The sequence below is a fragment of the Neisseria sp. 19428wB4_WF04 genome (assembly GCF_015235335.1).
Lineage (GTDB): Bacteria > Pseudomonadota > Gammaproteobacteria > Burkholderiales > Neisseriaceae > Neisseria > Neisseria musculi.
The window spans coordinates 1-582 of sequence record NZ_JADGLG010000148.1; the positions used below are offsets into that span (position 1 = coordinate 1).

The following is a 582-nucleotide window of genomic DNA, read 5'->3' on the forward strand; positions in this document are numbered from 1 at the left end:
ACCAAACTTGCCGCCAAAAGCGTAACCCTGATCGGCAGCCACCGTTTTGAAAATCTCGAAATCGACAGTGAAGATTTGGCGGTGATCGGCGATATCGATTCAAACGGCAAACTTATCCTTAATGCCGAAAACACCCATATTTCAAACGGCAGGGAAATTGCCGCCGATTTTCCGCAGCAGGCATCTGAACACCCGGCAGGTGAAAACGGGGCGGAAGCAAAACCCGGGGCAGAAGCAGCGGCAGAAACACCCGTTGAAACCCCTGTTGAAATCCCCGCCGAAACACCCGCTGCCGAAGCCGCCGCCCTCCAAATACCCGGTTTGTTGGAAGAGGCCGGTTTCGATTGGGATGATGCAGAAACCGGGCCGCAAGGGCAGGCCGCTCTTGGCAGCCATTATCAGCCCCCAACCGGGCAGCCCGGTTTGAGCTTATCGGAAGAGCCGGTTTTGCCCGAAAACCCGGCATACCCGGATATTCTTCAGCCTGAAATCCAAACCCCAATTCAAGAAAATCCCATCATTTGATTAATCAAACAGGCCGTCTGAAAAACGTTCAGACGGCCTTTGGAGCTTTGTTATGGA

At 53.4% G+C, this 582-nt stretch carries 1 protein-coding gene; it reads left to right on the forward strand.

Going from position 1 to position 582, the window contains the following annotated elements:
• On the forward strand, positions 1-525 hold a 525-nt coding region (locus IR141_RS12720; protein WP_209304446.1), incomplete at its 5' end, for a hypothetical protein.
• Positions 526-582 lie beyond the last annotated feature (57 nt).